The organism is Roseibium sp. AWQ4_254 (genome assembly GCF_056161025.1).
The window spans coordinates 1-22,852 of record NZ_JBSWYH010000047.1; the positions used below are offsets into that span (position 1 = coordinate 1).

A 22,852-nucleotide genomic window follows, 5' to 3' on the forward strand; every position below is an offset into this window, starting at 1 on the left:
CGGCTGCAAGGTGCGGTGTGGTTGCGTGAACAGCATCACCGATCAACACCGTCCGGTTCTTGTACCAAGGCCCTTCGACAAGAACGCTCTCCAATGGGCGATAGTTTATGGGTGTTTCCGGGCGGACGCTGTCCCGCAGGTCCGCCAGTTTGCCGCCGGCAGTTTTGAGCAGGTCCTTAAGCAGACCTGGCAAGGCTTCAGGTTCCCGCCAGGGATTGTCCGGGACATGTTCCAGAAGATACATGTACATTTTGCCGGGAGCACAGGGCGTAAAGCCGACTTTCAGTTGCGGGCTGAGAAACATCGCCCCGGTGCCGTCCCACTCCTCTGGCAGGTCAAACATGACCCGCCAGCACGCCTGTCCGGTGAAATGTGGTTGTTCTTTTGCGTTCAGAACCGTGCCGCGAAGCGCGGAAAAGAGACCATCGGCCCCGATAATCATGTCGAACCGGTCTTTTGACCCGTCGCTGAAGATCACATCAGCGCCCGAGGTGTCTTGTGAGACCGATGCAATTGTCAGTCCAAGCCGAATTGTGGCTCCAAGGGTTTTGACCCGTTCGGAAAGGATCGCATGCAGGTCCGGCCGCATGATGCCGCCCGCGGCCGGTTGCCCGTCTCCTCGAAGGCGCGGAAGCGGCAGGGTTTTCAGCGGGTTGCCTGACACATCATGAAGGGCAATCACGTCATGGCGCGCCCCGCGCTCCAGCACAGCAGGTCCAATGCCCAGATCACATAGGGCTCTGAATGTGAGGGGGGAACAGGTGATGCCTGCACCGTAAACAGACCAAGCTGGATCCTTGTCGAACAGGGTCACGTTGACCCCTTCTTCAAGGAGCCGGATCGCAGCGGACATCCCGGCGATGCCGCCACCGGCAACAAGCGCTGACTTTGGAAGAGCGTTCATTTTTCCCACTCGCTGTCGCCGCCGCCGCCAGGCACGTAGTCCGGATGGAGACGGTACTGCCACTTTTGATCCGTTCCTAGGAATTCCGGAATTTTGTGCATCCAGCTATAGGTCGCGAATACCTGGTTCCACTCGCGCGGTATCCAGTTGTCATCCAAATAGTCGCTGTCAGCGCCGTATTCGGCTTCGCCGCCGGCCGGGCTTTGAATATAGGAAAACAGCGCTGAAGCAATTCTGTGGCGGCCAGACCCGAGGGCACCGGTTTTCCAGCCACGCCGTGTCATGAAGTTTGTGCCGACCATCAGCTCATCGATGTCTTCGACCCCGAAATTGGTGTGGTGAAACACCGGGTATCCGGGCAGGGGGCCGAAATTCATGTCGATGACAAACAGGTTGTGATGTTCGTTCGCGCCGTCACAGCGCATGTAAAAACCCATGCCGATCTGTTCTTCCGACATGCGGAAATTCAACATGTCCCGGTACCATTCGAATTCTTCCTTCGGCGAGGGGACCGTGTAGACCGTGTGCGTAATTGTCTTTGGCCGCGCCCGTGTTTTCCACTTGCGCTGAACGTTCAAACGGTTGATTGCCCCTGGTGCATTGACCGGGTCTGGGGCATAGGTCACTTTTTTGCGAGCCCAGACCTTGAGCGCAATGTTCATACCTGATGGGGCCTTTGTGCGAACGGTCCCGTCACTGCCGCGGCAAATCTCCTGATGGGCTTCCAGGCGGTCGGCCAGAGCATCCAGCGAATCCTGGCTGTCCACGCCCCAGGTGATCTCCTTCACTCCTTTGTCTGCAAATCCTGCCGGCAGATCCGGGTCGTCCAAATGGCGCAAGATCACGTTGGACCCTTCCTCCAGACGGTAATGGGTCATGGAATTGGTCCGGGTATGCTGCGGCAGTCCGAAATCGTCAAAAAAACGAGTGCATTCGTCGAGGTCTTCAACCCCGTAGAGAAGTGTCTCCATTCCCAGGATCGGCATATTTGCTCTCCACAATGACATTTGTTGTTTGTTGGCCAAGACCGGAAATCGCCGTTTCCACGATGTCCCCGTTATGCAGCAGGGCAGTTCCCTGCGGACCCATTGGCAGTTCGATCAGATCGCCAGGAAAAAGATGACAGGACGCGGAAACCTGGCGGACAGCATCGAAAGCGGCGCTGAGAATTTCCGAAGAGTTGACCGAAGTTTCGCCGTTGAAGGAAATTCGGCCGTCCAGGCTGGTGTCGCAGTATTCGAGTGGGACAAAAAACGGACCTATCGGCAGCAAGGCAGGCGACAGAGCACGGCCGAAATTGTCCCGGTACCGGGACGCGGCCATGACGCCGGCAATTGAGCTCTCAGCTTCTTGCGCGCTGGCCAGATAGGTGGGGGCGCCAAGAACAACAACAAGGGATGTCCCTGCAGTCAGATGGTCTGCTCCCGGAGGTACCGGTACTTTGGCCGTTGGGCCAGCCAGTACCGACACCGGACGGCTTATGGGCATTCCTTCAGAGGAGAAAATCTGCCGTGGCGTTGGAATGGGAGCCAGAAGATCGAAAAATTCAAGCGCCGCAAACGCGGATCGCGTGTATTTTCCCAGGCTAGCGTCATCAAGTGCGTTGATGGTTGCCTTCAGGACCGGGAGATTGTGCTGCCAGTTCTGAAGGAGATCATAAATGCTGCCAGTGCCCGTCAGACCCGACCCTAGACGGGCAGACAACGGGGCCAACGCTGCAATTGAAATTGCAGCGTTATTGTCCAAGACGACAACCGGAAACGGCGGACTGCCATTGACCGTTGCCATTGCAAGGACAAAGGAGATGTCTTCATGATTCATTCTGTTCCTCCCAATGCGAGAAATACTTGATTAATTGTATTGAGAGAAACGGTTTCTATCGATCTTATCTATCTGTTTTGTCGATACCATCGTGGGTGAGGATCTTGTTCCTGACCCAACGCTGGCAATCGTCTTCCTCGGCAAACCTGTGCCATTGAAGGCTTTCGACCAGTTTCGGAATGGGAAACGGAGCTGGAACGATCTTTATCGGCAACTGCGCGGCATACAGATGAGCAAGGCGCAAATGCAGCAAGGCAATCCGGGGTGAGTTGATCACGAAATGAGGTAAAACCGTGAACTCTCCTACGGTGACTTCTACGTTTCGTTCCCGGCCACTTTGGCGGGTAAACCAGTCCGCATACCCAGGTGCAAGGGTGGGGAACGCCGCATCGACATGGCGGGAGGCATAGAAATCTTCGACACTGAAATTGTCGCCGATTTCCTGATTGGAAGCACAGGCGATGATACAATATTTGTCTTCAAAGCACTTTGCCGATGGATGTGATTTTGACAGGTATTTCTCGGGCATCAGCAACAGATCGACTGTGCCGGCTTCCAGGCGTCCAACCGGATCCCGTGTCGGAGGGTCGATCCGGAACCGGATCCCCGGAGCATCCCCGGAAATGGTGGACAGAACCGGCGCGAGCCACGTCACCATAACGTAGTCGGATGCAATGATCCGGATGTCCCGTTCCGCGGTTGACGGATCAAATCCTGGTTTTGACACGATCGTTCCGTCGATTTGCAGAAGGGCATTGCGGACCCGTGGCGCCAGGGCGGCCCCCATAGGGGTCGGCACCATTGACCGTTTTTGCTGGACCAGCAATTCATCGTCAAAATATTGCCGAAGCCGGGACAAGGCGCCACTTGTCGCCGATTGGCTCAGATTGAGTTGCTCTCCGGCCTTGCTGACGTTCCGGACCGTCAGCAAAGTGTCAAGAACAACAAGAAGATTGAGATCAAGTCCTTTGAAGCGCATTTAATATCCATCAAACAGCACGCATTTATCGATTATATCGATTTTTTAAATAGCGGTATAGACTCTATGGTTCGGCTAAACGGGAGGGCTTTCATAATGCAGCTATTTGACCTAACGGGTAAAACCGCCCTCATTACAGGGGGTTCCAGCGGTATCGGCCTTGCGATCGCCGAGGCATACGTTGATGCTGGTGCGCGTGTTCTGATCGCCAGCAACGACACCGATATGCTTGAACAGGCCGAAGCCGGTCTCAACAAACGTAGATCGGGTTCCGCAAAGGGGACAATGGTGGACTTGTCAAACCGGGCAGCAGCGGAAGCACTGGTTGACAATACGGTAAATGAGCTGGGTCAGCTCGATATTTTGGTTTCAAATGCGGGAATGGAAGGGCATGTCGGCCCCATTGGCGACGTCGAGGACACGGTGTACCGGAAGACATTTCAGGTGAACCTGGATGCAGCCGTCTGGCTGTCGGCAAAGGTGGCGCCGCATATGCGTGGTCTGGGGGGCGGCTCTATCATTCTCATGTCTAGCCTGTCCGCCCTGCGCGGCAATGGTGCTATCGGTGTTTACTCGCTGACCAAAGCCGCACTTATCCAGCTTGCCCGGACACTTGCCGTGGAATGGGGCCCGTCGAATGTCCGCGCCAATGCGATTGTTCCAGGGTTGATTGAAACACCGTTTGCAAGCGGGCTGATGGCAAATGAAGCTTTCATGCAGCGCCGCCTGCAGGCAACCCCCCTGCGCCGTGTCGGCCAGCCATCTGAAATTGCAGCCACCGCCGTTTATCTTGCTTCGGCAGGAGGGGCATTCATGACCGGTCAGTCCATCGTCGTGGATGGTGGCACGATTGTTTCAGACGGCAGCTGACTTCGCCCTGGATCACCAGGCAGTCGCGCCGCCGTCGATCGAGAAATCTGCACCGGTGACAAAGCCGCTTTCATCGGACCCCAGATAGATCGCCAGATATCCAATGTCCTCGGTCTGGCCCAATCTTTCGATCATCAGTTTCGCCCGGACAGAAGCCATCATGTCGGCTTTGTCCAGATGCTGTTCAGTCTCTTCTGTCACAGTGAAACCCGGGGCGATTGAATTGGCACGGATACCGTGACCGCCGCCTTCCATTGCCAGTTGCCGTGTCATGGACAGAACGGCACCTTTTCCAGCCGTGTGGGCGATGGCAGGCAGGCCATCCAGCGCAACATGTGCACTTGCGGATGAAAAGTTGACGATGGACCCGCCTTCCAACTTCAGCTGCGGCCACAGTGCCCTGGTTACCAGAAACACGCTGTCAACTTCCGCCTTGAGCGTCTTCTGCCAATCCGAATAGTCAAGTTGATCAATCCAGCCGAACACAACCAACGCCGCCGCATTGACGAGGATGTGGACCGGTCCAAGCGTGGCAGCACGTTCTGCCAAAGTGGCAACCGCAGCTTCGTCGGTCAGATCTGCGGCATGGGTTTGGCAGCCGTTGATGGAGTTCAGAGCGGCCGCATTGATGTCGACGGCCAGAACCTTTGCCCCTTCCTGGGCCATCATCTCGGCAATCTTGCGCCCAATGCCCCGGCCAGCGCCGGTTACAACGGCTGTTTTTCCTTCAAGTCGCATATCATTCTTGCCCTCTTATTTGGTTGAACGTATAAACAATAAAAGAAGATATTACAATGAGGAGGAATGAATGCGCGTCGCCTTAATCGGAGCAAGCGGCCAAGCCGGCTCCCGCGTTTTGAATGAACTGACAGATCGCGGGCATCGTGTGACGGGCATTGTGCGGAACCCTGAAAAAATTTCTGCCGGTGACCTTGTGACTGCAGTTAAAACGGATGGGTCCCGGGTGTCATTGGCTGAAGCGGTCAAAGGCCACGATGCGGTTGTCTCGTCCGTTAAGTTTCTGGATCTCGACCCGGATGTTCTGGTGCCGGCGGTGCTGGACAGCGGCGTTAAACGCTACGTTGTGGTGGGCGGCGCCGGCAGCCTGATCGGCCCGAGCGGCGTCAAGGAATTTGACGATCCGAACTTCCCGCCCCCGGCCAAGCCCAATTCTGTGCGCGGCGGCTATCTTCTCGATCTTCTTGAAGACACAGAAGGCCTGGACTGGACCTATATCTCACCGTCGCGCTTCTTTGTTCCAGGAGAGCGTACCGGCAAGTTCAGATATGGCAAAGACCATCTTCTGTTCGATAACACTGGCGACAGCCAAATATCCTTTGAGGATTTTGCGATTGCGGTTGCCGACGAACTGGAACAGCCAAAATACATCGGGCAGCGTTTCACGATCGGCTATTGAGATGATAACCCTTTATCATTCCGGTGCGAGCGTTTGCTCACAGAAAGTGCGGCTGGCTATGGCAGAGAAAGGGCTTTCTTGGGAGAGCCGGGATCTGGACATGACAAAGGGGCAGCACCAGACACCGGCCTATCTGGAGCTGAATCCGAACGGTGTTGTTCCGACGCTTGTTGCCGAGGATGGCTCGGTGATCCGCGAGAGCAGTGTGATCATCGAATATCTCGATGCGTTGGCTGAACCCCGGTTGATGCCTCACCACGGAAGCGCTCTATGGCAAACCCGTTTGTGGTTGATCCGCTGTATCGAAATCCATGCTGCAATCAACTCGCTGACTTTTGCGACTGTCATCCGCGAACAGGTCTTAAACTCCATGTCGCCTGAGCAGGTTGAAGACTGGTTGTCGGCATCAATGACCGGAGAAATTCGCGAAAAGCGACGTGACTTGATGCAAACCGGAGCCGCGTCCCATTTTGTTGAGGGCGCGGTGTCTGTAATGGACAGCACCTTCAAGGATATGAGTGCGGCGTTGGCAAACAGCCAATGGTTGGTCGCAGAGACATACAGTCTTGCCGATTGCGCGCTGCTGGCCTACGCGGATCGGGTCCGCCGTCTCGGACTTGCCGGTCTTTACAAGGGCCGTTTTGACGGGATCGCAGACTGGATAGACCGGTCACGCAAGAGACCAAGTTATGAAGTGGCGGTGCAGGCCTATTACACCGCTACAGTGGAGGAGTCTTACCAGGCTGCTGGACGAAAAGCCTGGCCGGTGATTGCGACAAAACTTCAATAAATGGCTGGAACAATCTAAAGGACGGGGTTGATCTCAGTCCCGTCCCTCTAGATTCTGAAGTAGCTAAGAAACCAGTTTTTCGCGGCTATCAGCGGCGTGGGGCTCCGCTCCAGATATATTCATCCGAGGCAGGCGCGCGGCTGATGAAACCGTGTTTTGCCAAAAGAGCGTTCTGCTTGTCCCAGGTCGCGCTGTCGAAATCGGAGTGCAATCCGGCAAAAGACCGGGTTTTCAGATAGTCATGCGGCAACTTGGTGAATTCCATGTCGATGTCACGAACTTCCTCGACATGCTCATTGGCATATTCGTGCGCCAGGACCATGGCTTCGATGAACTTTGATAGCACTTCGGCGTTTTCATCAGCCCATTTTGTATTGGCAGCAAAAAGGACCGCGGGCACACCCAGTAGGAGCTCAGACCGCACTTTTTTGATTTCGCGCAGCCCCTTCTTGACCCCAAGATCATAGAACAGGCCGACTGGCATGCCCGCGTGCACGCCACCAGATTCGATTGTTTGCAAAACACCCGGGAAGGGAAGGTTCACAAGTTCAACGTCTTCCCGCCCAAGGCCGACTTTTTCCAGAGCTTCAAGGACAACCAGTCCTTGCGGGCTGGCAATTCCCGGTAGGCCGATCTTTTTGCCTTTGAAGTCGGCAACGTCCTTAATGTCACTGTCAGGAAGAACGAGCATGCCTTCGGTTTGAACCTCTCCCTGGTCCTGTGCGTTAAGGACGGCCGCAACCGGCAAACCGTTCGCGACGGCTGCAACAAGCGGGACCGCGCCGGTCATGGCGATATTGGATTGCCCGGAGATCAGCTCGGCAATTGCGGCATCCGGAGATGTTCCCACTCGCAATTCAACCTCAATCCCGCGCTCTTTGAAGTAACCGAGCTTGTCTGCCAAAACGAGGCCTTGAAACGTTCCAACCGGCGACCGGTTGACGACAATCTTGGTCATGTCGCCTGCGAACGCCGCTGCTGACGACATTGTCACGGCGGCTGCCAACCCTGCTTTTATCCAAAAAGAAGTCATACATTCCTCCCAACGCTCTTCTTTGGTGTTATTTCTCCATGATTTCGCGCATGACGCGATTTCGGGCTTCTACGAATTTCGGATCGGATTTTGTCGCGATCTGCTCGCGGATACGCCCAAGTTCGATGTCGACAACATCCACGACCCCTGCCGGCTTTCCGTTGAGGACGACAACTCTGTCCGACATGTAAACGGCTTCGTCGATATCGTGGGTCACGAGGATCACGCTGATTCCAAGCCGCCGCTGCAAATCGATGACGAGGTCCTCAAGTACCAGTTTGGTTTGAGCATCAAGGGACCCGAAGGGCTCGTCCATCAGCAGAATATGGGCGTCATATGCGAGGGTCCGGGCAATGGATACCCGCTGCTGCATTCCGCCGGAGAGTTCCCAGGGATATTGATGCGCGGCATGTTCAAGCCCCACATCAGCAAGACAGTTGCGGGCGATTTCTTCGCGCTGAGCTTTCGCCACACCTTTGCCTTCAAGCGGAAATGCAACATTTTCCAATGTCCGCATCCAGGGCATCAGTGACCCACGATAATCCTGGAACACCAAACCAATCTCTCTGACCGGCCCTTTGACCACATCCTCGCCAACTGTGACGGACCCGGCGGTCAAATCTGTTAGCCCGGACAGACTGCGCAGCAGGGTGGTTTTGCCGACGCCGGATGGTCCGACAATGGCGATGATCTCTCCCGGGGCGACTTCAAGGTCGATACCCTTCAAGATCTCGATCTCGCCGTAGCTCTTTGAGAGGTTCTCAACACGCATGGGCGGAGCTTTGGCGATTTTTGTCATTATGTTCATCGTCCTTTACCTCTCACGGACCAGACGGCCCGTCGCCGCGATCTTGAAAATGCCAGGCCAAGGCCCGGTGTTCGAACCACAGGAACGCCGCACTTAGGAGATATCCGAGCAGGCCCGTCAGTATCGTTGCGCCCCAAGCCTCTGCCATAGAGAAGGCTTCCTTCTTTTCGCGGATATAAAAGCCAATTCCCTGGCTGGCTCCGACGAATTCACCGATCACCATCAGGACCAGGGAAATCGACAGGGAAATCCGGATGCCGGCCATTATCTGCGGTAACGCGGCCATGATCAGGATTTTCCGGTTACGCAAACCGAACGGGATGCGGAACGCCCGCGCGGTTTCGATCAGCTGCGGATTGATGCCGCGAACGCCGTCGATCGTGTTCAAAAGGATCGGCCAAACGCAGGCAAAGGCAATGATGAATACTTTCGGTGCCGGGCCGGTTCCTAGTGCAACGATCACAATAGGTACGATCGCCGCTGGAGGAATGGCCCGGATAAAGCTCAAAAAGGGCTCAGTGGCTTCTCTGAGCGGCTTGGCTTCGCCGATTACAAGACCCAGCGTGATACCAATCATTGTTGCGGCGATCAGCCCGAGTGCCATGTTCATGAGGCTGGCCGCCAGATGCATCGAGAGGATGCCATTGGAAAAGTCGCGTAGCGTGACCTCAACGATTTTGCTGAGAGGCGGAAAGAAAAACGATGTTGAACCGGATGAGCCGAACCACCAAAGCGCAATCAGTAAAACCGGCAGCCAGAACAGCCAGATGCAGGACATGAGCCTGCGGCCAAAAAAGGAACTCATGACCTGCCCTCCCTGTGATACCAATTCAGGAGCCGCCGTTCGGTGCGGTCCCAGATGGCTGTCAATGCGACCCCCAAAAGACCCGCATAAATCGTATACACAAAGGCGACCGCCACTTCGTTGAAGGTCCGGGCAAGACTGACCTGGGTTCCTAGACCGGGAACCTGAGTCAGGATTTCGGTTGCGACGGCCACCAGGATAGCGATGCTGAGTGAAATGCGGAACCCGGTCGCAATGTAGGGGGAGGCTGCCGGAAGTACGACTTTGCGGAAACGCATGAAGGGCGGTATCCGGAAGCTTGCGACAGTGTCTACCACCGTAGGATCCAGCCGTCTTGCTCCATAGATCGTCTGAACAAGGATCGGAAAGAAGCAGGCGATTGTGATCATTGTGATCTTGGTCATGTGGTTTGTTCCAATGATCAAGATGAAGATCGGAATAAGCGCGATCACAGGGAAGGAGCGGCAGAAGTCCACCAGAATACGGGTCGAGACTTCTGCCTTGGGATACATCCCGATCAACAGTCCGACCGGCACTGCCAGAAAGGTTGCGATTGCAACCCCTGTTAGTGAATCACGCAAAGTGTACCAGAGTGCAGGCAGAAACTCCGTTCGTTCAAACAGAGTGACTGCGGCACGGGCAACATCCCCGATCGGCGGGATGACATCGGGATTGAACCACGTCATCGCATCACCAACGGCCCAAAAAGCCAACACGACCAGAAACACTGACACCTGCCTTATGAGCAGTAGCTTGTCCATTACCAGAACGCCTCCCACCGCTTATTTGAACGGACGACCAAACAATAACAAGTTTTGACAGGAGAGCAAGAGTTTAGGCGCATTGATCCTCCCATTTCAGTCCTCACATGCCGAGCTTGCCGCCGAGCGTATTAGCGAACCAGTCCGCATTGTAGTTGCGTCCATAGGCCATGTTGTCAGCGCCGCAATGTTCAATTCCGCCTTCGCGCGGCGTGAATATCTTCAATTCGCGACGGGCGCTGCCGGTCAGTTGCTCATAGGATTGATGCGCATATTCAACGCCAATCTGGCGGTCGCCGGATCCATGGGTGATCAGGAACGGCATCTTGATCTTCTCCATGTGGCCGGTGAGATCCATGCCTTTGGTTTTCTCCAGAAAGTCATCCTGGTCCTTGGCACCGAAGACCCACCAGACGTGTTTCCAGTAATGGGGAACCGGGTTTTCACCTTCGCGTTTCATCCGCTTTAGCTGAACTTCCGCCCAATTGTGATTGGCGCCCCATACGGAGCCGGATGCAAAGCGGGGTTCGTAGGCTGCGATCCGCGGGACGTAATAACCGCCGAGTGAAATGCCGGAAATGCCGACCCGATCGGCATCGATGTCATTTCTTGATGCAGCATATTCGTAAATCGGCGTTCCGTAGTGTTCTGTATCAAATCGGCTGTGCAGACCCTGGAGGCGGATGGCTTCACCGGTGCCTGGCTGGTCTACGCACAAACAGGAAATACCCCGCCTGGCAAGTGCGTGCGGCAGCCACGTCCAATATAAAAGCTCCTTGCAGCTGTCCAATCCGTTCAGGAAGACAACACATGGAGCCGGCCCATCTACGTTTTCCGCCCTCGTGAAATAAGCAGGCAGCACGTTGCTGCCATATGGTATCTCGACGCGTTCGCAGTTTTCACCGCCATATTCGATGTATTTGTCAAAGCACTCTAGCGCTCTGGCGAAGGTTTCCATGCGCCCGGGGTGGCCGTGGCCCTGCATGCGCTCAGCCGTCAGAAGATAGAGGGACGCCCGGCGCAACTTGTCGGACGCCGAAAACAGCCGGCCCTTCGCCTCGTCATCGGCCGCCAATTCGCACAGCGTATTTGCCTGCTTCACCCACTCCAGCAGGAACTCGCCGGTGCCCGCATCTTCACCCGCCTCGGCTTTTTCCAGCAGAGGCTTGGACATATCGATGATCTCACCCAGCTCAGCGCCGGATTGGATGGCAATCGACAGGGACAGGTTCCAAACATAGTTCGGAAAAAATTCAAAAAGCGCCATACCCGGTCCTCAAGCCCCAATTACTTTTTGATGAAGGGTGCCGAACACCGGCTCTCCGCTTGTGTCAGTGACTTCCATTTTGACACTTTCGCCGAAGGACAAGAATGGCGTTTTGGATTCGCCGGTGTCCAGCCGTTCAATGCCGCGGCGTTCAGCAATGCAAGAAGAACCGACTTTCCTGTAATTCTTGTTTGAGACGGTACCGCCGCCAACCACCGTGCCGGCCGGCAGATCTCGAGAGTAGGCGGCATGGGACACCAGTTCGTCGAACCCGAAGCCCATTTCATACCCGGATGCGGCGCCGAATTTTTGCTCGTTGCGCCAGACATGCAACGGCAGATCCACCCGCTGATCGCGCCATTGCGGGCCAAGATCGTCCGGCGTCACGGCAACAGGGGCCATGGCCGATGCCGGTTTCGCCCGAATCCAGCCAAAGCCGGTGTTCATTTCAACCGGTGCCAGGCGGCGCAAGGACCAGTCATTGATCTGAACCAGAAGACGGATGTGCTTGGCCGCTTCCTCCGGCGCAGCGCCAAAGGGCACCTTGGAGGTGATCACGCCAAACTCCGCCTCAAAATCAATTCCATCTTTCTCACTGGTCATCGGAATATCTTCCGCCGGACCAAAGAACTGATTGGACATGCCCTGATACATCAGCGGAAAATCCGGATGGACCTTTTCCTCAAACCCGAAAGCCGCATCCATCAAGATGGAATGAGACATATAGGCAGAGGCATCAAGCCATTGCCACGCCCGCGGCAGGGGCGCCATGGCAGCCGCAGGATCAAACGGGCTGCCAGCGCCCTCGTTGATGCGGGCATATTGCGCGGCCAGGTCGGCTTCAACCGCGTCCCAGCGCTCAAGTGCGTCCAGCATCGTCTGGGCGGCCGTGGCTGGCTCGGCCCGTGCAAGGTCCCGGCTCACGACGTGCAAACGGCCGTCGCTGGTTCCATTTGGTAAAGTGGCAAGCTTCATATCTCTTCCCTAACTCAAAGCGTTTTGTACGAGCGCATCAGCATCGGCATCACAGAGAAAGCCGAGGCTGTCTGCAGTTTTTGTTTCCAGAAGCGGATAGCTGCCGAACAGGTCGATGATGTCCTGCTCCGGTTCAAATGTGACCACGGATGGGCTGTCCGGGAATTGCCGGCGCAAAGCCTCTACAAGCTCCCAAAACGTCAGCGACAGAGCAGGCAGCGTAAAGGCCCGCTGAGCGCCGAGATCCGGCAGCTTGGCGGCATGGATGAAGTTCTGCGCCACCGTCTCAACGGACGTCAGCCACGTCCGGCTGCCCTCGGCAACCGGCACGGTGATGTCCTCGCCGCGCTTAACGCACCAGAACAGCCTGGAGAGAAACGCTGTCTTCAAAGCGGCATCAGCCCCATCCCGGGCCATCACCCCGGACGGGCGCAGAGACACGCCATCGAGCCAGCCCTTGGCCGCGAAATTGCTGAGTGCAGCTTCCATCATCAGCTTTTGCGCACCATAGACCATCGTCGGCCCCATGGCCGTCGTATCGGTGACCGGGTTCGGCAAAGGTTTGGCGTAAACCGCGATGGTCGAGGCAAACACCATGCGCGTTTCAGGTTTCGTATCGCGCAGGTGTTCAAACAGATCGAGCGCTGCATCCACATTGACCTTGCGCGCCAGAGCATAGTTCGCCTCGGCACCGCCGCCGAGAATGGCCGCCAGCAAGATGACGGCATCCGTCCCCTCCACCGCCTGGGCCCGCACGGACGGATCAGAAAAATCGCCGGAGACAACCGTATCGCAAGCCTCACTGGCAAAAGGGACAGCGTCGCTCAGCACCAGACCGGACACCGCCGGATCCTGCCGTAAGATGCGCGCCACACGCTGACCGATAAAGCCCCCTGCCCCGATAATCGCAACGCGCATGGAATTATGCCTTGAAATTAGTTGGTCGTTCGTCCAATTAATATTCAACCGTTTTTGATTTGGCAAGCAATGCTATGGAGGAAATGCGATGGCGATGGTTTTGAAAGAGGGCATCGACCCTGGAGTCGTGAAGGCCGCAGACGAAAAAGTGCGCGGAATTGTTGAGCAAACACTCGCCGACATCGAAACGCGCGGCGATGCCGCCATCCGGGACCTGTCCATCAAATTCGATCAATGGGACCGGGACAACTACCGGCTGACCGCAGACGAGATCAACACCTGCCTGGCCGAAATGTCCGCCCAGGACATCAAGGACATTGAGTTCGCCCAGGAGCAGGTGCGCAACTTCGCGCAGATCCAGAAAGATTCCATGCGCGATGTGGAAGTCGAAACCATGCCCGGCGTGTTTCTCGGCCACCGCAACATTCCCGTTCAAAACGCCGGCTGTTATGTGCCCGGCGGCAAATACCCGATGCTAGCCTCGGCTCATATGTCCGTTTTGACCGCCAAGGTTGCCGGCGTGCCGCGCATCATCACTTGCGCCCCGCCCTATCAGGGCAAGCCGGCGTCGGCCATCGTTGCCGCCCAGCATATGGCCGGGGCGGATGAGATCTATGCCCTTGGCGGCATCCAGGCGGTTGGCGCCATGGCCGTTGGAACCGAGCGCATTCAGCCGGTCGACATGCTGGTCGGCCCAGGCAACGCCTTCGTGGCGGAAGCCAAGCGCCAGCTTTTTGGCCGGGTCGGCATCGACCTTTTCGCCGGGCCAACCGAAACCATGGTGATTGCCGACGAGACCGTCGATGCGGAACTGTGTGCGACCGACCTGCTGGGCCAGGCCGAGCATGGACCGGACAGCCCGGCCGTTCTGCTGACCACGTCGGAAGCGCTGGCCCGCGAAACGCTGATTGAGATCGAGCGTCTCTTGGAAATTCTGCCCACCGCAGGTCATGCGCGCAAGGCCTGGGAAACCTACGGCCAGGTGATCGTCTGTGACGACCATGACGAGATGCTGAAGGTGGCCAATGACATCGCCTCCGAACATGTGCAGGTGATGACCGACCGGGACGACTGGTACCTGCAGAACATGGTCAATTATGGAGCGCTCTTCCTCGGCCCGCGCACCAATGTTGCCTATGGCGACAAGGCGATTGGGACCAACCACACCCTGCCGACGAAAAAGGCCGGGCGCTACACCGGCGGCCTGTGGGTCGGCAAGTTCCTGAAAACCCACACCTACCAGAAGGTGGTCACGGACGAGGCTTCCGCGCTTGTCGGGCGGTATTGCTCGCGCCTGTGCATGCTGGAGGGCTTTCAGGGCCATGCGGAGCAGGCCAATGTGCGCGTGCGCCGCTATGGCGGGCAGAACGTGCCTTACGCAGAAGGGGCAGAGCCGGTCGCCGGAGCCGATCTGGTCGACGCGTGATGGAGCTGCCCAGCACACCTTCCTTCGACCTCACCGGTCAAAGTGCGCTGGTGACCGGGGCTGGCCGGGGCATTGGCCTCGGCTGCGCCGTGGCGCTGGCCTCCGCCGGGGCGGAGGTCACGCTGGCCGCCAGAAGCCTCGGCGAGATTGAGGCCGCAGCGGAGGCCATCGGCCCGAAAGCCCAGGCCTTGCAGCTGGATGTCAGCAATCTGGCCGCCACCCAGGCCAAGATCGCCGCCGCAGGGCCGTTCAACATCCTGGTCAACAACGCCGGGACGAACCGGCCCAAGCCGGCCTGGGAGGTCAGCGAAGCCGACTATGACGCGGTTCTCGACCTCAATCTGAAGGCCGCCTTTTTTGTCGCCCAGGCCGTGGCCAAGGGATTGATGGAGGCGGGCGAACCGGGCTCACTCATTCACATGTCGAGTCAGATGGGCCAGGTGGGCGGACCGAACCGGTCCCTCTATTGCGCCTCGAAATGGGGCCTTGAGGGGCTGAACAAGGCGCTTGCCCTTGATCTGGCGCCCCATGGCATCCGCTCCAACGCCATCGCGCCGACCTTTATCGAGACGCCGATGACCCGGCCGTTCTTCGAGGACAAGACCTTCCTGGAGGCGGTGCTCAACAAGATCAAACTTGGCCGTCTGGGCAAGATCGAGGACCTGATGGGGGCCGTGGTCTTTCTGGCTTCGCCCGCCTCGGCGCTGATGACGGGCACCACGCTCACTGTCGATGGAGGCTGGACCGCCGAATGACCAATCCCTTACGCAGTTTCCAGGTGGACCCGGCCGGTCTGAGATTTATCGGGTCCGGCCTGGAGCGGCCCGAGTGTATCCTGGCGGAGCGGGATGGCACCCTGTGGGCCGCCGATGCCCGTGGCGGCGTCATGCGCATCGATCCCGACGGCCAGCAGGCGCTGATCCTGCAAAAGGGACAGGACCGCAACACCGCGCAGAGCTTTGAAGACCGGCTGGTCATGACCCAGGGCAGCTTGCCCAATGGTCTCGCCTTCGATCAGGATGGCAGCCTGCTGATTGCCAATTTCGGCACAGACCGGCTGGAACGCATGGGCCGCGACGGCGAGACCGAGGTGCTCCTCGATCAGATTGGCGGACAGCCTATCGGCAAGGCCAATTTCGTCACCCGGGACCGGAAAGGCCGCCTCTGGCTCACCGTCACAACGCGGATGGTGCCCTGGACGGATCATGTGAAAACCATGTCTCGTGATGGCTACATCGCCTTGATCGACGAAAAAGGTGCCCGGATCGTCGCCGACGGGCTGTGCGGCACCAATGAGCTGCGCTTTGACCCGCACGAAGAGTGGCTTTACGTTGCTGAAACCACGGCACGTCACATCACCCGGTTTAAGGTCAGCGGGGATAGGCTCACGGAGCGGGAGATCTATGGACCGTCCAATATCGGCGGGTTCTGCGATGGGTTGGCCTTTGACGCCCATGGCAACCTCTGGACCACGTTGATCATGGCCGACCGGCTGGTTGCCATTACGCCGCAGGGCGATCTTCTCACCCTTTTGGATCTGGGCGGACACCCGGAGCCTCTGGCCGCCCTTGACGCGGCCTGGGAGGCGGGAACGGTGACACCAGAGCTGATGCAGGCCGCACGCGGCACGCTGTGCCCCTGGATGGCCTCTTTGACCTTCGGCGGGCCCGATCTGAAGACGGTTTATCTCGGATCGCTGCAGGGCAACCGAATTCCCTTTTTCCAAAGCCCAGTCGCTGGTTATCCGCTGCTCGGCTGGTAAATTGCTGGATTTTTCCGAAGCGTTACTTATACACTCAACCAAACAAGAAAGATGAGAGAGATCCCTGTGGCAAAACCCCAAAGACAGACCAGGATCAACGGCGAAATCACCCGCGCCAAGATCCTTGATGCCGCAGAGGCGCTGTTTGGATCGAAGGGGTTTGACGCGGTCTCCCTGCGGGTGATTACCGAGCGGGCCGAAGTGACGCTGGCGCTTGCCCACTACCACTTCGGAACCAAAGAAAAGCTGTTCGAAGAAGTGATCGCCCGCCGCGCCGCCATTTTGTGCGAGCAGCGGATCGCCCGTCTGGAAGCCCTTGAAGAGCGCTCAATCGAAGCCATCATCGATGCGTTTATGGGGCCAATGTTTGATATGGCGACAAGCGGGGAACCCGGTTGGGCAGACTATTTCAAGGTCCTCGGCCGCCTGGGTGACGGCAATCAATGGCTTGATGTTCTGACCGAGAACTTCGATGCCACGGCTCAAATCTTCATCGAGGCGCTGAAAGGCGTGTTACCCGATGCGGAAAAGGCGGAAGTCGCGCGAGGGTTCACCATGATGCTGAATCTGATGCTGGCGACCGTCTCTCAGCATGGCCGGATCGACCGCTTGACCGAAGGGAAATTCAAGGCCGCCGATCTGAGGGCGGCTTACGGTCCGCTGCTTAATTTCGTCGTTGCCGGCATGGCAAGCGTTACCCGCTGAAGTCCGAGCGGGCCTTTTCAATGGCCGGGCTGTGCGCCTCAATCCAAAGAAGAAGCCGGTTGAATTCCCGGGTCAGGCTCTGGCCGAGCGGCGTCAGGCCATAGGTGACGCGGGGTGGCACCGTGGCCTCCACATGGCGTGAGACAAAGCCATCGCGCTCCAAGGCCTTGAGCCTAAGCGTCAGCATCCGCTGAGAAATTTCCCCTTCCGAGGAGAGAGCGCCCACCAGCCGTTTCAGTGTGGCATGGCGGTAAAGACCGGTCTCCAGTATTTTCAAGATCAAAGGCGACCAGTTGTCGCCCAAACGCGAGATCACTTCACGCGGCGGAGCATCCTTGGCCGGGGGCGGACTGCCCATGGAGCGGGCAAGGGCCGCAAGCCCGCTGACCCGGGGATCTCCTTCCGGCACGGCGGCGGCCTCGCCGACGCTCAACACCCTTGCAAATTCTTCTGCGTCCATTGTCCCCCCTATGAACCGGCGGGATCATACAGACAGATCCAGGCACACGAAAGCCCGGATGCACACAGCCGGGCCCCGGTTCACAGGCGGGGGACCAGCTTGGCGTCTGGGCTGGCGTCCGGGCTGGGGGGGGGAGGCTGATGGCCGGGCGGCTTGGCGGGACCGCAAGCGTACAGCGGCAGCGCCGGGCCGGAGCCCAGGGTGCGACCCCGTCTTTGTCTTGATGAGAAAAAGGCCGGTCTCAGCCCCAGTCCCGACCCTAAGTGTGGTTGCAAGCAAAGCGGCTCCGGCTAGCGACGCAGACAGGCGCGCCAGGGCGGCTCGCAGTCGCTTCCGGCCCAACGGGACGTTCGATCAGTCTGCGGCGAACGTCTGCTTGGAGCCCATTATTTCCGAATGCTGCACGGTGCAGGAACGTCAGCTTCACATGGCGCGGGCATCATACGGCGAATGAAATCAGTTGACGCTCTGAAACAAAACCAGCTTTCTCAAGGGTAGCCTTCGACGCCGTGTTGCTGGCGCCACATCCGCAAATCGGACGTAATCCGCATTGCTCAGTTTTATTGGCGATTTCGCTAACAATGTGTGTGCCCAATCCTCGGCGACGAAAGTTGGGGGCGACCATCATGCCAATATCCACGGCATCGCTATCTTCAATGAAGCGGTTGGACACCCCACAACCAACGATCTCTCCGTCTACTCTGACTGTCCAAAGCTTGTCCTTGATGGCTAAAGCAGCGATCTCACCTTGGCTTTCAAAGAAATCTTCATTGATTTCCCAAAGCGGTTCGACATCAGTTGCCATTGCAGCGCTTATCTCGGCGTTATTGGACGTTCTGTGATTGCGGGCTTCTCGTTTTCTGAACAGAAACCCTCCCAAAGAATCTTGCCATCCAAGCTTCTGACAAGATTGCACGAAGGAACGATCAAAGGACTTGACCAGCGCCGTTGAGAAGCCGAGCTGATCATGTAGAGAACGCAAAAGTCTCGTTGAGTTGTCAGGTTCGGGACTGAAGAACTCGACCAAGCTGGTTCCGTTTATTACGCCATACGATCCATCGTCATTCGTCCAAAATTGCCCCAAACCAACCATTTACTCTAAGAAGAACTCTTGGGGTTCTTCGAGAGATTTAAAGTATTGCTGCCGTAGCTGCGGTGATGGAACGGGTGAACGCGTGAATCCTGACATGTGCGCCGTTGTAGCCGACTAGGTTTCACAGCAACAACGGACATTCGCGCAGCCGCAGCGAATTCTAACTTTGTCCCGCAAAGCGTGAGTTCGCCTACTACATGCTTTTGCCTATGCTGCGAATTGCTGCTTCGACGGGCCGCAGCGCAGCATGCAGCATGGCAATGGATGGTCCAAGATCCGCTCTGGGCCGTTGCGCTCAGGAGAAACGCTCAGAAAGTGCGTCAAGGGTGATCTGCGCCACGGGTGCCAAAATCTCCATTGCTCTTTCGGAAATTTCTGGTCTAGCTTTATCGACGGAACCCGCGTTGATTGGAGGGGCGGGATCATATTCCATCAAAAGCTGTGTGGTTTCGGCCACCTCAGACCCGTAAATCTTCTTGAGCAGTGTGAGGCCAAAGTCCACCCCCGCAGTTACACCGCCGCCAGTGATCCTATTTCTGTCGATCACAACACGTTCCGCCACTGGATCTGCTCCGAACAAGCGCAGAACATCCCGCCCGGCCCAATGGGTCGCGGCACGATACCCGTCTAGCAATCCGGCCGCGCCAAGGATCATTGCGCCCGTGCAAACGGATGTGACCCAATCTGCGCGAGCGCCATGATGGGCCAGAAACGCCATGACTTCTGGATCGTTGAATAGGGAAGCCTGCCCGGGGCCTCCAGGAACAAACAGTATGTCGAAACGCTCTGGGGCTTCATCAAAACTCATGTCTGGAAGCACCGAAACGCCCGTGTCTGACAAAATGGGCCCTTTGGCTTTCCAAACCAGATGTGTCTGCATAATGCCTGTCAAAACAGCGTGTGGGCCAAACAAGTCTAAAAGCGTTAACCCGGGAAACGCCAGCATACCAACGGTTTTACGTCGCGCTGGATCGTCTTCGACTGAGACGGCCATCGTGGGCCACGGTGTGTGTTGGGACATTGCAATTTCCTTAGCAGATACGTCGACCAGTTACACTCGCTGCAGGCAAGATTCCGGGCTTGGCCTTGCCGCTGAGATTGTCGCCTTCCCGCGTCAACTCAAATTTGATTTCTAGCTTTAGGGGTTTGGTCACATTTTGGGTCCATGATATGGTGTTTCCTGAGACAGCTGGATTGATGAAGGGTACAGTTTCTTCTCCAGCAGTTGCGGTGCCTGAAAGCAGTTCGTTGGTATGCACAATCAGCAGTTCAGCTTGCTGTTTTCCCATCGGCGTTGGGATTTCGATTTTCCAGGTTCCGTTAAAAGACACAGCATTTCCTTTCTATAAGTGAAATTTTCAGTGATAGGGCCGCAGCCTGCTGCGAATTTGCACAGCATCCGAGATTTGATTGGTCCGCCTGAAATCCTAAGATTTGCAAGAAGTTACTATGGTCTAAACGCCAGCAATAAGGCGATTGCGGCGAAGGCGAAAACCAGCAAATAGGGTGAAAATGAGCGCCCTTTTTTGGAGTCGGCTCGATTGTTTAGCGACCTCCTAATCACCCCACTTTGCGCCCCGTGAACCGCGGAAAGAAAGATGACAAAACCGAGTTTGAGCTGTAACCAGGTTTCTTGGAATAAACCGGTACTTAGGCCGAGGTATAAGCCTGCGGCCCATAACAAAAGTAGAGACAGGTTCGTCATCGACCGATCCCACGTTTGAACGCGAGAAAGCATGTGAGCTGCCTGTTGCTTACCACCTTCGTTTTTTAACGCCCAGAGACACAAGGTCTGCACGAGCAATCCCCCGACAAAGGTAAATACTGCCACTAGGTGAATAGCTTTAACCAATTGGTATCCCATTAGCCTTCCCTCACCGACGAAAGAACTTTGTGCGAGTAAAGAAATCCAAAAGGTATAAAGCCAGATATTATGACCCATGCTTTGGAGTGACGCGAAATCGGCAAGCCGGGCAATATCGCACAAGCGCACCACAAGTAGTTCAAAAAAGCGAATCCATGCACCGATCCCAGTAGCTTTGTCGCGAATGGAAAACCGGCAAGATATTTGATCGGCATAGCGATAAAGAGCAGAGCAATAAGCGTTAACCCTTCTAACCAACTTGCCCGAATTAGAGTTCCTAGTTGTGCGTTCATTGTGTCCAACTTGTAAGAAAATCAGTTTTTTGGGCTTAGACGATCATAGAAAGGAGTTTTGGGTGCTTTCCCCCCTGAAAGCCTTGTCAGAAAGTCAGCGCGCGACCCGTCGAAATGGTCAGCGGTTTCAAAGCGAAGCGCTTCGATCACTCCAGTGCGCGGGTAGGAGTGAAACAACTCTTCAAGACTCTCTGGTGCAATTCTATGACGTCCTGCGCCAAAGAGATCACACACAGCGCCTCGTGAAACGAGGTAGCATTCAGCAGCACTTTTACGCCACGAAATATACATATTTAGATGCTGTGAGATCGCTTCGCCGACGCGATTTGCGTCATGCGTGCCGTGGCCACAAGCCAAAAGGTGATCGCGTGCTCGGTTTGCGCCGCTCACCGCAAAACAACAAGCTGAGACATTTGGAGAGTGCCCTTTGGTCAGTGCGATGTCGTGAAGAATTGCGCTGGCAAAAAACAGATCAGGATCGTGATCTAGCTTTTCATGCTTCGCAATGAGGCGCCCCAGAAAGTAGGTACGCCAGCTGTGAAACAGCAGCGCTTCGTCATGGGTTTCTTGCGCCAGGCATAGACTGTCACGCACAAGCGGAGTCTCTCGAGGCATAAGTTCATCTAATGATACAGGAAGGGGCCGCAACAAACCAATTGAATGGCAAATTGAATCTGCGAACTCTCTAACCTGCACAAAAGCCAAGTTTACGATCATTTTTCGCTTTTCATGCGCACTGAGCGCACCATTTGTTTCAGCGCCCCACGCTAGGGAGCCTATTTTAGGCTTTTTCATTTGCTTACATCCTGTTAATTTATGTACTAACTCGCAACAAAAGAGAATGCAACAAAAATCTGCGAAACGGTATAAAATGAAAAAAACAAGCAAAAGACGTGGACGCCCAAGGGGCTTTGATGAACAGGTTGTCTTAAGAAAAGTCGCTGAACTTTTTTGGGATCAGGGGTTTGCGGGAACTTCACTGGACATGTTGTCCGAAGTTTCAGGACTGACGCGGCCAAGCCTTTACGGTGCGTTTGGCAACAAACAAGAGATCTTTCTCAGCGCACAACTCTGGTTCCGCCAGCAAATGCTGTCCCAACTCGATGAAGCCATTAGCACCGATCAAACTTTGCCAGCTGTCCTCACCGCTTTTTTCGAGACAGCGGTCAATATCTACACAGAGGCCGGTGAAAGCCATCGTGGATGTTTCGTTTTTTTGATCGGTGCCGCCGAAGCTCCCAAAAACGAAAAGGTTCAATCTCTAATCGAAGAGACCTTAGAAATCGCGCGCAACCGTCTCGCCGGACGCCTGACCCTTGCCGTTGAGTGCGGGGACATCAAAGAGGAGGTGAACGTTGAGGCAGCAGCTCAGCTGTGCCTGACTTTGCTAAACGGCCTTTCTGTTCAAGCGCGCAGTGGAGTTGGTAGTCAGAGGCTGCGAGAAAACGTGGCAATAGCTGTGAAGGCTGCGCTCGCTTTCTTGCAGTACAACGATTGAAATGGCTCAAAATTTTTGAATCGCTCCAATGAATGGTTCAGTCATCAGTTTAGCAATTGGAGATGCTAAACGTCGACCACAGCGGCGGGTTTGTCAGCAATGCCAACCTCAAGCAATGCCACGATCTCGCAAGCGCAGCGAATGACTGGTTCGATTAAGCTGCACCGCGGCGCGATCTGACACCATGAACGGCTGGTATGGGCCGTCCTTGCCACCTAAGGTTAGCCGGATCGTCCCGATGCTGCGCCGCATCCGAGGTCGGCTTGGAGTCCAAAGTTCCGAATGCTGCGGGTTGCAGGAATGTCGGCTAGAGCTAGAGCATTTCCCAAAAAGTCTGAATCGTCTTGGGTTCCCTTTTGTGGTGAATAGTGATTCAAGCTGAGGGCTGGACAAGGAGGCCAGC

The 22,852-nt window shown here is 56.2% G+C and carries 27 protein-coding genes; 8 read left to right on the forward strand and 19 right to left on the reverse strand.

Annotated features, from left to right (window positions below):
- From ACXAIC_RS23305 to ACXAIC_RS23320, 4 genes are all read right to left on the reverse strand, one after another.
- On the reverse strand, positions 1-904 hold a 904-nt coding region (locus ACXAIC_RS23305), incomplete at its 3' end, for an FAD-dependent monooxygenase (RefSeq protein WP_475186391.1).
- On the reverse strand, positions 901-1,890 hold the full coding sequence (locus ACXAIC_RS23310; RefSeq protein WP_475186393.1) for a VOC family protein: 990 nt from the start codon (positions 1,888-1,890) through the stop codon (positions 901-903). The genes ACXAIC_RS23305 and ACXAIC_RS23310, both read right to left, overlap by 4 nt.
- Positions 1,850-2,725 carry a fumarylacetoacetate hydrolase family protein gene (locus tag ACXAIC_RS23315; protein WP_475186397.1) on the reverse strand — a complete coding sequence of 292 codons (876 nt, stop codon included), beginning with the start codon at positions 2,723-2,725 and terminating at the stop codon, positions 1,850-1,852. Before ACXAIC_RS23315 ends, ACXAIC_RS23310 begins: the two co-directional genes overlap by 41 nt.
- Before the next feature lie 64 nt (positions 2,726-2,789).
- Positions 2,790-3,704 (reverse strand): LysR family transcriptional regulator, encoded by a 915-nt coding sequence (locus ACXAIC_RS23320; RefSeq protein ID WP_475186400.1) that lies wholly within the window; start codon positions 3,702-3,704, stop codon positions 2,790-2,792.
- A gap of 96 nt (positions 3,705-3,800) precedes the next feature.
- Here ACXAIC_RS23320 and ACXAIC_RS23325 point away from each other — a divergent pair, with 96 nt between their 5' ends.
- Positions 3,801-4,574 (forward strand): SDR family NAD(P)-dependent oxidoreductase, encoded by a 774-nt coding sequence (locus ACXAIC_RS23325; protein WP_475186403.1) that lies wholly within the window; start codon positions 3,801-3,803, stop codon positions 4,572-4,574.
- A 12-nt stretch (positions 4,575-4,586) separates the two neighbouring features.
- Here the strand turns inward: ACXAIC_RS23325 and ACXAIC_RS23330 are convergent, their stop codons facing one another.
- Positions 4,587-5,312 carry an SDR family NAD(P)-dependent oxidoreductase gene (locus ACXAIC_RS23330; RefSeq protein ID WP_475186406.1) on the reverse strand — a complete coding sequence of 242 codons (726 nt, stop codon included), beginning with the start codon at positions 5,310-5,312 and terminating at the stop codon, positions 4,587-4,589.
- A gap of 70 nt (positions 5,313-5,382) precedes the next feature.
- On the opposite strand from ACXAIC_RS23330, the gene ACXAIC_RS23335 reads away from it, so the two are divergent.
- Together ACXAIC_RS23335 and ACXAIC_RS23340 are read left to right on the forward strand one after the other, a co-directional pair.
- Entirely contained in the window at positions 5,383-5,991 is a 609-nt protein-coding gene (locus tag ACXAIC_RS23335) for an NAD(P)-dependent oxidoreductase (RefSeq protein WP_475186409.1), read from the forward strand.
- A gap of 1 nt (position 5,992) precedes the next feature.
- Positions 5,993-6,781, forward strand: a complete 789-nt coding sequence (locus tag ACXAIC_RS23340; RefSeq protein WP_475186410.1) for a glutathione S-transferase family protein — start codon at positions 5,993-5,995, stop codon at positions 6,779-6,781.
- An 88-nt stretch (positions 6,782-6,869) separates the two neighbouring features.
- On the opposite strand, the gene ACXAIC_RS23345 is transcribed toward ACXAIC_RS23340, so the two are convergent.
- From ACXAIC_RS23345 to ACXAIC_RS23375, 7 genes are all read right to left on the reverse strand, one after another.
- On the reverse strand, positions 6,870-7,739 hold the full coding sequence (locus ACXAIC_RS23345) for an ABC transporter substrate-binding protein (protein ID WP_475186412.1): 870 nt from the start codon (positions 7,737-7,739) through the stop codon (positions 6,870-6,872).
- A 103-nt stretch (positions 7,740-7,842) separates the two neighbouring features.
- Complete coding sequence (locus ACXAIC_RS23350) at positions 7,843-8,613, reverse strand: ABC transporter ATP-binding protein (protein ID WP_475186414.1); 771 nt, start codon at positions 8,611-8,613, stop codon at positions 7,843-7,845.
- Between the two features lie 22 nt (positions 8,614-8,635).
- A complete protein-coding gene (locus ACXAIC_RS23355) occupies positions 8,636-9,400 on the reverse strand; it encodes an ABC transporter permease (RefSeq protein WP_475186417.1) in 765 nt (254 codons plus the stop codon).
- A gap of 23 nt (positions 9,401-9,423) precedes the next feature.
- A complete protein-coding gene (locus tag ACXAIC_RS23360; protein ID WP_475186420.1) occupies positions 9,424-10,188 on the reverse strand; it encodes an ABC transporter permease in 765 nt (254 codons plus the stop codon).
- 103 nt (positions 10,189-10,291) lie between these two features.
- Entirely contained in the window at positions 10,292-11,455 is a 1,164-nt protein-coding gene (locus ACXAIC_RS23365) for an alpha/beta hydrolase family protein (RefSeq protein ID WP_475186422.1), read from the reverse strand.
- A gap of 9 nt (positions 11,456-11,464) precedes the next feature.
- On the reverse strand, positions 11,465-12,430 hold the full coding sequence (locus ACXAIC_RS23370) for a fumarylacetoacetate hydrolase family protein (RefSeq protein ID WP_475186426.1): 966 nt from the start codon (positions 12,428-12,430) through the stop codon (positions 11,465-11,467).
- A gap of 9 nt (positions 12,431-12,439) precedes the next feature.
- On the reverse strand, positions 12,440-13,348 hold the full coding sequence (locus ACXAIC_RS23375; RefSeq protein WP_475186428.1) for an NAD-dependent epimerase/dehydratase family protein: 909 nt from the start codon (positions 13,346-13,348) through the stop codon (positions 12,440-12,442).
- Positions 13,349-13,436: 88 nt separating this feature from the next.
- Here ACXAIC_RS23375 and hisD point away from each other — a divergent pair, with 88 nt between their 5' ends.
- From hisD to ACXAIC_RS23395, 4 genes are all read left to right on the forward strand, one after another.
- Entirely contained in the window at positions 13,437-14,774 is a 1,338-nt protein-coding gene (gene hisD, locus ACXAIC_RS23380; RefSeq protein WP_475186431.1) for a histidinol dehydrogenase, read from the forward strand.
- Entirely contained in the window at positions 14,774-15,529 is a 756-nt protein-coding gene (locus ACXAIC_RS23385) for an SDR family NAD(P)-dependent oxidoreductase (RefSeq protein ID WP_475186434.1), read from the forward strand. The genes hisD and ACXAIC_RS23385 overlap by 1 nt, the downstream gene beginning before the upstream one ends.
- Positions 15,526-16,536, forward strand: coding sequence for an SMP-30/gluconolactonase/LRE family protein (locus ACXAIC_RS23390; protein WP_475186437.1), 1,011 nt, complete (start codon positions 15,526-15,528; stop codon positions 16,534-16,536). Before ACXAIC_RS23385 ends, ACXAIC_RS23390 begins: the two co-directional genes overlap by 4 nt.
- A 66-nt stretch (positions 16,537-16,602) precedes the next feature.
- Complete coding sequence (locus tag ACXAIC_RS23395; protein WP_475186440.1) at positions 16,603-17,241, forward strand: TetR/AcrR family transcriptional regulator; 639 nt, start codon at positions 16,603-16,605, stop codon at positions 17,239-17,241.
- Here ACXAIC_RS23395 and ACXAIC_RS23400 read toward each other — a convergent pair.
- The 7 genes from ACXAIC_RS23400 to ACXAIC_RS23430 form a co-directional block, all read right to left on the reverse strand.
- On the reverse strand, positions 17,231-17,701 hold the full coding sequence (locus ACXAIC_RS23400) for a winged helix-turn-helix transcriptional regulator (RefSeq protein ID WP_475186444.1): 471 nt from the start codon (positions 17,699-17,701) through the stop codon (positions 17,231-17,233). The genes ACXAIC_RS23395 and ACXAIC_RS23400 overlap by 11 nt on opposite strands.
- A gap of 439 nt (positions 17,702-18,140) precedes the next feature.
- On the reverse strand, positions 18,141-18,728 hold the full coding sequence (locus ACXAIC_RS23405) for a GNAT family N-acetyltransferase (protein ID WP_475186448.1): 588 nt from the start codon (positions 18,726-18,728) through the stop codon (positions 18,141-18,143).
- Between the two features lie 361 nt (positions 18,729-19,089).
- Positions 19,090-19,815 (reverse strand): DJ-1/PfpI family protein, encoded by a 726-nt coding sequence (locus ACXAIC_RS23410; protein WP_475186452.1) that lies wholly within the window; start codon positions 19,813-19,815, stop codon positions 19,090-19,092.
- A 10-nt stretch (positions 19,816-19,825) separates the two neighbouring features.
- A complete protein-coding gene (locus ACXAIC_RS23415) occupies positions 19,826-20,125 on the reverse strand; it encodes a hypothetical protein (protein ID WP_475186454.1) in 300 nt (99 codons plus the stop codon).
- A 116-nt stretch (positions 20,126-20,241) separates the two neighbouring features.
- The gene (locus tag ACXAIC_RS23420; RefSeq protein WP_475186456.1) at positions 20,242-20,736 is read right to left on the reverse strand and encodes a CopD family protein; all 495 of its coding nucleotides are present in this window, start codon (positions 20,734-20,736) and stop codon (positions 20,242-20,244) included.
- The gene (locus ACXAIC_RS23425; RefSeq protein ID WP_475186457.1) at positions 20,658-20,951 is read right to left on the reverse strand and encodes a DUF3817 domain-containing protein; all 294 of its coding nucleotides are present in this window, start codon (positions 20,949-20,951) and stop codon (positions 20,658-20,660) included. Before ACXAIC_RS23425 ends, ACXAIC_RS23420 begins: the two co-directional genes overlap by 79 nt.
- 21 nt (positions 20,952-20,972) lie before the next feature.
- Positions 20,973-21,746 (reverse strand): HD domain-containing protein, encoded by a 774-nt coding sequence (locus ACXAIC_RS23430; protein WP_475186458.1) that lies wholly within the window; start codon positions 21,744-21,746, stop codon positions 20,973-20,975.
- A gap of 76 nt (positions 21,747-21,822) precedes the next feature.
- Here ACXAIC_RS23430 and ACXAIC_RS23435 point away from each other — a divergent pair, with 76 nt between their 5' ends.
- Entirely contained in the window at positions 21,823-22,449 is a 627-nt protein-coding gene (locus ACXAIC_RS23435) for a TetR/AcrR family transcriptional regulator (RefSeq protein ID WP_475186460.1), read from the forward strand.
- Positions 22,450-22,852 lie beyond the last annotated feature (403 nt).